The sequence below is a fragment of the Fictibacillus phosphorivorans genome (genome assembly GCF_023715845.1).
Classification (GTDB): Bacteria; Bacillota; Bacilli; order Bacillales; family Fictibacillaceae; genus Fictibacillus; species Fictibacillus phosphorivorans_D.
Genome location: NZ_JAMBOR010000075.1, coordinates 1 through 389, shown reverse-complemented (window position 1 = coordinate 389; position 389 = coordinate 1). Strand labels below are relative to the sequence as shown.

2 protein-coding genes are annotated in these 389 nt (G+C 38.3%); one reads left to right on the top strand and one right to left on the bottom strand.

Annotated features, from left to right (window positions below):
- A partial coding sequence (locus M3206_RS18860) for an IS3 family transposase (protein WP_251314045.1) occupies window positions 1-285 on the top strand: 285 nt, incomplete at its 5' end.
- Window positions 286-307: 22 nt separating this feature from the next.
- Here M3206_RS18860 and M3206_RS19295 read toward each other — a convergent pair.
- On the bottom strand, window positions 308-388 hold the full coding sequence (locus M3206_RS19295) for an IS3 family transposase (RefSeq protein ID WP_425590749.1): 81 nt from the start codon (window positions 386-388) through the stop codon (window positions 308-310).
- Window position 389: the final 1 nt, after the last annotated feature.

Here is a 389-nt window from a genome sequence, read left to right as displayed (position 1 = left end):
CATTCCGATCAAGGAGTTCACTATACTCATCCTGAATATCGCAAAAGAGTGAAAGAACTGGGGTTCACTCAATCCATGTCGCGTAAAGGAAATTGTTTAGACAATGCACCAATAGAATCCTTTTTCGACCATTTCAAAGATGAAGTAGACGCCACAACATGCAAAAAGGTGGCTGAGTTAAGAGGAAAGATTGAAGATTATATGGAGTATTACAACTCTGCACGCTATCAATGGGGATTAAAAAAGATGACCCCGGAACAATGTGAACTGAACCCCGTCAAGTAGACAGCTGAAATAATAAAACACTCTAAGCGGCTTCAACTCTATATTCTATAGGGCTGAGGCCGTTTAGTCGTTTTTGATATCTTTCATAATTATAAAAATGAATA